This is a genomic window from Actinomadura sp. 6K520 (assembly GCF_004349245.1).
Classification (GTDB): Bacteria; Actinomycetota; Actinomycetes; order Streptosporangiales; family Streptosporangiaceae; genus Spirillospora.
On sequence record NZ_SMLC01000240.1, the window covers coordinates 1 to 8,638 of the forward strand.

Sequence of the window (8,638 nt, forward strand, 5' to 3'; positions counted from 1 at the left end):
TCCATGATCGTCGCGAGGAGTTCCTGCTTGGACTCGAAGTGGTAGTAGAGCGCGCCGGGACTCAGCCCCGCCCGCACCGCGATGTCGCGGACCGACGTGCCGTGGTAGCCGTTCTCGGCCATCACCGAGACCGCGGCCTTCAGGACCCCCTACTCGCCGGGCCCCGGCGCCCCCGACCCCTACGGCTCGGGCCCCTACGGCTCCGGCTCCGCCGCCCCCGATCCCTACGGGCCGGGTCCGCACGAGGGCGGCCGTCCGCAGGACGACGAGCATCAGGAACCGCCGCACGGCGGACGCCACCGCCGCTGAGGCAGGTCTTCCGAGGGCGCCGCTCCCGCAGTGGGGGCGGCGCCCTCGTCTCACGTCCGCCGACGACTGGACAACGGCCCCCGGCCGGCCTATGTTGTTCTCATAAAGAGATGAACTCACACCGAGAATTACTTAGCACGAGAGCGACAGGAGGCGCGGATGGCCCCGGATGCCAGGCGCGACGAGAGCGACTTCCTCGCGAACTACGATCCGCGCGACTACGACCCGGTCGCCGTGACGGTGGACGTGGTGGCGCTCACCATCCGCGACGGCGCGCTGCACGTCCTGCTGGTGCGGCGCGGGGGCGCCCCGTACGCGGGGATGTGGGCGCTGCCCGGCGGGTTCGTCCAGGCGGGCGGACCGCTCCAGGGCACCGAGGCGGAGGACCTGCCCGACGCGGCCGTCCGGGAGCTGGCCGAGGAGACCGGGCTCAGCGCCAAGGGCGGCGTGCTCGGCCGCGTCCATCTGGAACAGCTCGGCACGTACGGCTCCCCCGGCCGCGACCCGCGCATGCGCGTCATCTCCGTCGCCCACCTGGCGTTCGCGCCGGAGCTGCCGGACCCCGAGGCGGGCGGCGACGCGGCGGACGCGGCCTGGGTCCCGGTGGCCGCGCTCGGGCTGACCGAGTCCGGCGGCCAGCGGCCGGGCACGACCCGCCGCCTGGCGTTCGACCACGCGCGGATCCTGTCGGACGGGCTGGAGCGGGCGCGCGCCAAGCTGGAGTACACCCCGCTAGCCACGGCCTTCTGCGGCGGCGAGTTCACGATCCCCGAGCTGCGCGCGGTCTACGAGGCGGTCTGGGGCGAGGAACTGCACGCCGGCAACTTCCACCGGAAGGTCCTGTCGGTGCCCGGGTTCGTGGAGAGCACCGGCGCGACGTCCGACCGGGGCGGCCGGCGCGGCGGGCCCAGGCCGCGGCTCTACCGGGCCGGTGACGCCCGCCTGCTGCATCCCGCGTTGCTGCGGCCGAGCCGGGAGGAGGAGCTCAGATGAGCGAAGCGAACCGGGGGGCGTGGGGGGTCGGCCCCCCACCGGAAGCAGGGATGAGTGCGGGCCTGGACGACGCGCTGGCCCTGCTCGGCCGGGCGCGGGTTCCCGCGGACCTGTTCGGCGACGACGCGGCCGAGGCGGCGCGGCGGTACCGGCGGCTCGCGCGGCTCGTCCACCCGGACGCGACCGGCGGCCGCACCAGCGACGCGTTCGTCAGGCTGAACGCGCTGTGGCGCGGCTACAACCGGGACGACACGATCCTGATCAGGACGCGCCGCCACGCGTACCGGATCACGGGCGACCCGGTCGGCGGCGATCTGGCCGAGCTGTACCCGGCCCGCCGGGAGGGCGGCCCTCCCGTGGTGCTGAAGATGCCGCGCGACCCGCGCGACGGCGACCTGGTCGAACGCGAGGCCGTGGCGCTCCGCCGGCTCCGCAGGGACGGCGACGGGAGGTTCCTGCCGTACGTCCCGCGGCTGGTCGAGTCGTTCCGGCACCGGGACGCGGCGACCGGGCGGCAGCGGCGGGTCAACGCGATCGCCGCACTGGACGGGTTCCACACGCTGACCGAGGTCGGGAAGGCGTTCCCCGGCGGCGTCGACCCGCGCGACGCCGCCTGGATGTGGCGGCGGCTGCTCGTCGCCCTGGGGTTCGCGCACCGCGCGGGCGTCCTGCACGGCGCGGTCCTGCCGGACCACATCATGATCCATCCGGCGGAGCACGGGCTCGTCCTCGTCGACTGGTGCTACTCCGTCGCGGGCTGCTACGCGGCCACCGACCCGTCCGGCCGGGTGCCGGCCATGGTCGGCCGGTATGCCGGGCTGTATCCCGCCGAGGTGGCGGAACGCCGGCCCGCGAGCCCGGCGACCGACATCTACATGGCCACCCTGTGCATGACCGGCCTCATGGGCGACAAGGCGCCCAGGGCGATGCGCTCGTTCGCCCGCGGCTGCACGCTGCCCGCGCAGAACCGGCGCCCCTCCGACGCCTGGCGCCTGCTGGCCGAGCTGGACGAGCTGCTGGAGAAGCTCTACGGCCCGCGGCGCTTCCGCCCGTTCCACCTGCCCCTCCCCCGCTAAGGAGACGACCATGGGAAGCGGACACTGGTCCACCGACGTCTACGCCGCCCGCGCGAGCTACCGCGCGGCCACCGGCACCAGCGCGTTCGCCCACTCCGACGGAGGCGCCACCACCGTCCACCCCGACCTCGACCCGCGCGGCGTGACCGTCCGGGAGAGCCGGGACTCCGCCGACCACCCGGAGTCGCTCGCGATCGGCGTGCTGTTCGACGTGACCGGCTCGATGGGGCACGTGCCGCGGACGCTGCAGACCAGGCTCCCCGACCTGCTCGGGCTGCTGCTGCGCAAGGGGTACGCCGGGCACCCGCACATCATGTTCGGCGCGGTCGGCGACGCGACGTGCGACCGGGCGCCGCTGCAGATCGGGCAGTTCGAGGCCGACAACCGGATGGACGACGACCTCGGCAAGATCCTGCTGGAAGGCGGGGGCGGCGGCCAGCTGCGCGAGTCGTACGAGCTGGCCATGTACTTCATGGCCCGGCACACCTCGATCGACTGCTTCGAGAAGCGCGGCAGGCGCGGCTACCTGTTCATGATCGGCGACGAGCTGGCCTACCCGGCGGTCAAGCGGCGCGAGGTCGCGAAGGTCATCGGGGACGAACTGGCGGAGGACGTCCCCGTCGCCGCGATCGTCCGCGAGCTGCGGCGGATGTACGACGTGTACTACATCATCCCGGAGGGCGCATACCACGCCGGGAGCCGCGAGCTGACGGAGTTCTGGCGGGGGCTGCTCGGCCAGAACGTCCTCTACCTGGACGACCTCGACGCCGTCTGCGAGACGATCGCGCTGACCGTCGGGCTCGCCGAGGACGCCATCGACCTCGCGGAGGGCCTGGACCATCTGGCGGAGGCGGGCTCGGACGCGGGCGCGTCGGTGTCCCGCGCGCTCGCCCGGCTGGACGCGTCGCGCGGCGCGGTCGCGGTCTCGTCCGCGCCGCCCGGCCTGGACGCCGCCGGCCCGTCCGCGACGACCCGGCTCTGAGCCCATGGGGCATGTGATCGTCGTGGACCTCGGCTACGGGGACGCGGGCAAGGGCACGGTCGTCGACCACCTGTGCGCCGCGTCCCCGGTCGGGGCGGTCGTCCGGTTCAACGGCGGCGCGCAGGCCGCGCACAACGTCGTCGCGGCGGATGGGCGGCACCACACGTTCGCCCAGTTCGGCTCGGGGACGTTCACGCCCGGCGTCCGCACCCACCTGTCGCGGTTCATGCTCGTGGACCCGCTCTCCCTCGCCGCCGAGGCCGGCCACCTGCGGGCGCTGGGCGTTCCCGACGCGCTCTGCCGGCTGACCGTCGACGAGGACGCGCTGCTGACCACGCCGTACCACCGGGCCGCCAACCGCGCGCGGGAGTCGGCGCGCGGCGCGGCCCGGCACGGATCGTGCGGGATGGGCGTCGGCGAGACGGCGTCGTACGCCCTCGCGCACGACGACGCGCCGCGCGCGGGCGACTGCCTGTCGCCCGCGCGGCTGCGGCGGCGGCTGACCGCGGTCCGCGACTGGTACCGCGCCGCGTTCCCGCGGGGCGAGGCCGTCCCGGACGTCGAGGCGTGCGCCGACGCCTGCACCGCGTTCGCCGAGCGGGTCGCGATCGTGCGCGGCGAGTACCTGCACGGCCTCCTCCGGACGGGGAACGTGGTGTTCGAGGGGGCCCAGGGCGTCCTGCTGGACGAGTGGCACGGCTTCCACCCGTACACGACCTGGTCGACGACCACGTTCGCGAACGCGGAGACGCTGCTGGCGGAGGCGGGTGAGTCGGCCTACCGGCTCGGGGTGCTGCGCGCGTACGCGACCCGGCACGGCCCCGGCCCGTTCGTCACCGAGGACCCGGCCCTCACGGCGGACCTGCCCGACCCGCACAACGGCACCGGCCGCTGGCAGGGCGCGTTCCGCGTCGGCCACCTCGACGCGGTGGCGCTGCGGTACGCGCTGGACGTGGCGGGCGGCGCGGACGGCCTGGCCGTCACGCACCTGGACGTAGCGGGGGCACGTCCGGACCTGCGCGCCTGCCTGGCCTACGAGATGGACGGCGGACGGGTCGAGCGGCTCCCCGCGGGGCCGCCCGACCTCGACCGCCAGGCCGCGCTCACCCGCCGCCTGCTCAGGGCGCGCCCCGTCTACGCGCCGCTCGGCCGCCCGGTGGAGACGGTCGAGGGGCTGCTCCGGACCCCGGTCGTCCTGCGGTCCCACGGGCCCACTTCGGGCGACAAACGCCCTGGCCACCTTCGGACGCCCATTGACCCCGGCGCCGACCGGGACCAAGATCTCGATCAACGCCGCGGATCCCCCGGAGGTGGACGATGCGTCTCCCCCAGCGCACCCTCTCGGCCATCGCGGCGCTCGCCGCGTCCCTCGCGCTCCTGACCGTCCCGCCGGCCGCGCCGCCCGCCGCGGCCGAGACCGCGCCCGGCTGCGATCCCATCGACCCGGCCGCCTGCCTGCTGCCGTTCCCCAGCGACTGGTACACGGTGGCCGACTCCGGCACGCCGACGGGACGGCGGGTCCACCTGCGCACGACGCTGCGGAACGCGCTCGGCCAAGCGGTCCGCCCGGACGAGTGGAACCGCGCCGACGGCTTCTCCCCCGGGTCGATGCTGCTCAGCCGCGTCCCCGGCGTCGACCTGACCCGCACCGGCGCGGCGCCGATCACCGACATCGGCGCCTCGCTCCGCGACGACGCCCCGATCGTCATCGTGGACACCCGGACCGGGGAGCGCTGGCCGTACTGGGCGGAACTGGACGCCAACGCGCCCGACGGCCGCAAGGCGCTGATCGTCCGCCCGGCCAGGAACTTCCGCGAGGGCCACCACTACGCCGTCGCGCTGCGGAACCTGCGCGACGCGTCCGGGAACCCGATCGCGCCGAACGACGCGTTCGCCAGGATTCTCGGGCCGGCGCTGCCGCCCGGCGATCCGCTGCACCGGCGGCAGCGGGACACCCGGAACGTCCTCGCGGCCCTCGACCGCCACGGGGTGGGCCGCGACGGCCTCTACCTCGCCTGGGACTTCACCGTCGCGAGCCGGCAGAGCCTCGCCGGGCCCGTGCTCCACATGCGCGACGAGGCGCTCCGCGGGCTCGGCGACCGCTCGCCGTCGTTCCTCGTGACGCAGGTGACCGACGACGTCGACGACAGGATCGCCCGGGAGGTCAAGGGGGTCGTCTGGGCGCCGAGCTACCTCGACCAGTACGGCGGCCTGCCCGGTTCGGCGCTGCACCGGGGCGGGGACGGGCGGCCGGCGCGGCTCCCCGGCAACTCCCAGGCCGTCCCGTTCCAGTGCGAGATCCCCCGGTCGGCGTTCACCGAACCGGCCCGTCCCGCCCTCTACGGACACGGCCTGCTCGGCAGCGAGGGCGAGGTCGACGCAGGCAACGTCAAGTCGATGGCCGCCGAGCACGGCTTCGTCTTCTGCGCGACCAGGTGGATCGGCATGTCGGAGGAGGACGTCCCGAACGTCGTCTCGGCGCTCGCCGACCTCACCCGCTTCCGCACCGTCGCGGACCGCACGCAGCAGGGGCTGCTGAACTTCGTCTTCCTCGGCCGCGCCATGACCCGCGGCTTCGCCGGGCACCGGGCCTTCCAGGACGCCGCGGGCGCGTCCCTGATCGACACCGGCGCCGAGCTGACGTTCGACGGCAACAGCCAGGGCGGGATCATGGGCGGCGCGCTCACCGCCGTGTCGCCCGACATCCGCCGCGCCGTGCTCGGCGTCCCCGCGATGAACTACAGCACCCTGCTCAACCGCAGTTCCGACTTCCCCCAGTACGGGCGGATCCTCGACCTGTTCTACCCCGACAAGCTCGACCAGCAGATCGGCATCGCGCTGATCCAGATGCTGTGGGACCGCGGGGAGGCCAACGGCTACGCCTGGCACATGACGGACGACCCGCTGCCGGGCACGCCCGAGCACCGCGTCCTGATGCACGTCGCGTTCGGCGACCACCAGGTCGCGCCCGTGGCGGCCGAGGTGCAGGCCCGCACCATCGGCGCCCGCGTCCACGCCCCGGCCGTCCGGCCCGGACGCAAGCCCGACAAGGTCCCCTACTGGGGCATCCCGACCTTCGGGGCGTCGCACGAGGGCTCCGCGATGATCATCTGGGACAGCGGCTCCCCGCACCCGCCGCTCAGCAACACGCCGCCGACCGAGGGACGGGACCCGCACTCCGACCCCCGCAACAACGCCGACGCACGCAGGCAGAAGGCGATCTTCCTGAAGACCGGCGTCGTGCGGGACGTGTGCGGCGGCGGGCCCTGCGTCATCAGCCCGTGACCGTCGGTCGCCGGAGCCGGAGCGGAGGCGGGGCCGGGCCGCGGGTCCGCGTCAGGAGCGCGGGTTCGCGTCCGCGTCCATGCGGGCCCAGTCGGCCTCCCACATGGCGTAGCGGTGCCGGTCGCAGCGGCGGCGGACCAGGACGTAGGCCACCAGGACGGGCACGCAGCAGCCGAGCACCGTCGCGACGCCCGCGTAGGCGGCGTCGGTGACCGTGCGGCTGTGCGGGCGGGGCGGAACCGCCGGGGCGCCCTCGCGGTCGACCCAGATCTTCCGCTGCGCGCCGACCGTGGCGTTCTGCCAGCCCGGCAGCGTCCCGGTGCGGGGCTCGCCGTCCGCCCCCTGCCAGGTGGCCTGGACCGTCTCATGGATGTAGCGGTCGCCCGACGGGCCCGCGCCGGCCGAGGTGACCGTCGCGACGACCTGGCTCCGGCCGGCCCGCTCGGCGGCCTCGGCGCGCACGCCCGACTCGTAGGACGAGGACGCCGCCCAGGCGGCCAGCGGCGGGGCGACCCCCAGCAGGAGCACGAGCAGGCCGAGGGCGATCGCCCGCTGGACCCGGTCCACCCGGCGGCGCAGTTCGTTGCGCTCCAGGCCGAGCCGGCGTCGCGACCTGGCGAGAGGGGTGTCTCCGCAGTCTGGGTTGGACCTGCGCATCTGCGTCACCTCCCGGGGAGCGCCCTCCCGGCAAGAGGCCCTTTCAGCCGTCTTTGCCAAGGATCTTCCCGAGTCCCTTGGTCGGCACGTGGCTCGTGGCCGAATCCTTTCCAGGATCGCGCCCGGTATGCCCGGATGATGACCGAATCTCGCCGTCGTCCAGCGGGCCGGTCCGGTCCCGGCCACCGGCCGCCAGCGCGAGCAGCGCGCCGAGGACGCACATACCGGCGGTGATCCAGAAGATCTCCTGGTACTCGGTGCGCAGCGCGTCGTCCAGGGCCGAGTTGTAGGCCCTCATCCGCCGCGCGAACTCGTCCTCCGACATCAGGAACGGCAGCGGCGGCTGCAGATCCGCGGTCAGCCGGTGGAAACGGTAGAAGCCCCAGGCCGACAGCGCCGAGATCCCGAGGAGCATCCCCATCATCCGCGCCACGACCACCGCGGCCGACGCGACACCGTGCCGCGCCGCCGGGACGAACCGCAGCACCGCCGACGACACCGGCGCGATCACCAGGCCGAGACCGAGACCGGTGATCACGAGATCGACGTCCATCCTCGGCAGCGGCCCGTACGAGGCGTTCGCCAGGTCCGCGGGCCACGCCGCGATCAGCAGGTACCCCGCCGCGGCCACCGCCATGCCCGCCGCCATCGGCCACCGCTCACCGAGGCGCCGCGCGAGCACCCCGCCCGCCACGGCCGCGACCGGCAGCGCGACGAGGAACCGCGTGAGCAGCAGGGCCCCCTCCGTGGTGTCCTTGTCCAGGACGGTCTGCGCCACCAGCACGACGTCCACGAGCGTCACCATCAACGCCGCACCCGACAGCAGGCTCACGCCCAGCGTCGCCAGCAGCGGCCCCCGCCGCACCCCCGACAGATCGAGCAGCCTGGTCCGCGCCTTGATCTCCCACACCACGAACACCGCGAGGACGGCCGCGCCCGCGGCCAGCACCGGCACCCCCCAGGACGGCAGCGCCGACTCCTGCGGCTCCGGGTTGTACACACCGGCGACCAGCAGCCCGAGCCCCAGCGCCAGCAGGAGCCCGCCCACCACGTCCACACCGGGCCGCGGCCCCTCCCCGCGCCCGCCCGGCACCGCGTACTGCACCGCGACCATCGCCAGCAGCACCAGCGGAAGATTGATCCAGAAGATCGCCCGCCACTCCATGACCGCCGCGATCCCCGCGCCGTACAGCGGACCGAGCACACTGCCCAGCTCCTGCGCCGCGCCCACCGCGCCCAGGACCACCGGCCGCTGCCGCTCGTCCCACAGATCACCCGCCAGCGCCATCGTCACCGGCAGCAGCGCACCGCCCGCGACGCCCTGCACCTGTCTCTT

8 protein-coding genes are annotated in these 8,638 nt (G+C 74.7%); 5 read left to right on the forward strand and 3 right to left on the reverse strand.

The window, feature by feature from the left end; genetic code table 11:
- The coding region (locus E1289_RS34290; protein WP_279488450.1) for a helix-turn-helix domain containing protein at window positions 1-143 on the reverse strand (143 nt) is incomplete at its 3' end.
- Between the two features lie 325 nt (window positions 144-468).
- Between E1289_RS34290 and E1289_RS34295 the strand changes: the two genes are divergently transcribed.
- Genes E1289_RS34295 through E1289_RS34315 form a run of 5 tightly spaced genes read left to right on the forward strand, consistent with a single transcriptional unit; the run spans window position 469 to window position 6,645 of the window.
- Window positions 469-1,302: an NUDIX hydrolase gene (locus E1289_RS34295; protein WP_131987781.1), complete on the forward strand. Its 834-nt coding sequence runs from the start codon at window positions 469-471 to the stop codon at window positions 1,300-1,302.
- A complete protein-coding gene (locus E1289_RS34300; RefSeq protein WP_243713344.1) occupies window positions 1,299-2,378 on the forward strand; it encodes a molecular chaperone DnaJ in 1,080 nt (359 codons plus the stop codon). The genes E1289_RS34295 and E1289_RS34300 overlap by 4 nt, the downstream gene beginning before the upstream one ends.
- Window positions 2,379-2,388: 10 nt before the next feature.
- Window positions 2,389-3,360, forward strand: a complete 972-nt coding sequence (locus E1289_RS34305) for a hypothetical protein (RefSeq protein WP_131987783.1) — start codon at window positions 2,389-2,391, stop codon at window positions 3,358-3,360.
- A 4-nt stretch (window positions 3,361-3,364) separates the two neighbouring features.
- Window positions 3,365-4,741, forward strand: coding sequence for an adenylosuccinate synthetase (locus E1289_RS34310; protein ID WP_131987785.1), 1,377 nt, complete (start codon window positions 3,365-3,367; stop codon window positions 4,739-4,741).
- Entirely contained in the window at window positions 4,678-6,645 is a 1,968-nt protein-coding gene (locus E1289_RS34315) for a hypothetical protein (protein ID WP_131987787.1), read from the forward strand. Before E1289_RS34310 ends, E1289_RS34315 begins: the two co-directional genes overlap by 64 nt.
- Window positions 6,646-6,696: 51 nt before the next feature.
- Here E1289_RS34315 and E1289_RS34320 read toward each other — a convergent pair whose 3' ends face one another.
- Window positions 6,697-7,302, reverse strand: a complete 606-nt coding sequence (locus E1289_RS34320) for a hypothetical protein (protein ID WP_131987790.1) — start codon at window positions 7,300-7,302, stop codon at window positions 6,697-6,699.
- Between the two features lie 43 nt (window positions 7,303-7,345).
- Window positions 7,346-8,638 (reverse strand): MFS transporter (locus E1289_RS34325; protein WP_131987792.1); only part of this gene is annotated, 1,293 nt, incomplete at its 5' end.

What these genes read in the sequence shown, in the direction of transcription:
- E1289_RS34305 (WP_131987783.1), top strand. Translation starts at nt 2,389, where the DNA reads ATGGGAAGCGGACACTGGTCCACCGACGTCTACGCCGCCCGCGCGAGC.
- E1289_RS34310 (WP_131987785.1), top strand. Translation starts at nt 3,365, where the DNA reads ATGGGGCATGTGATCGTCGTGGACCTCGGCTACGGGGACGCGGGCAAG.
- E1289_RS34295 (WP_131987781.1), top strand. Translation starts at nt 469, where the DNA reads ATGGCCCCGGATGCCAGGCGCGACGAGAGCGACTTCCTCGCGAACTAC.
- E1289_RS34315 (WP_131987787.1), top strand. Translation starts at nt 4,678, where the DNA reads ATGCGTCTCCCCCAGCGCACCCTCTCGGCCATCGCGGCGCTCGCCGCG.
- E1289_RS34300 (WP_243713344.1), top strand. Translation starts at nt 1,299, where the DNA reads ATGAGCGAAGCGAACCGGGGGGCGTGGGGGGTCGGCCCCCCACCGGAA.
- E1289_RS34320 (WP_131987790.1), bottom strand. Translation starts at nt 7,302, where the DNA reads ATGCGCAGGTCCAACCCAGACTGCGGAGACACCCCTCTCGCCAGGTCG.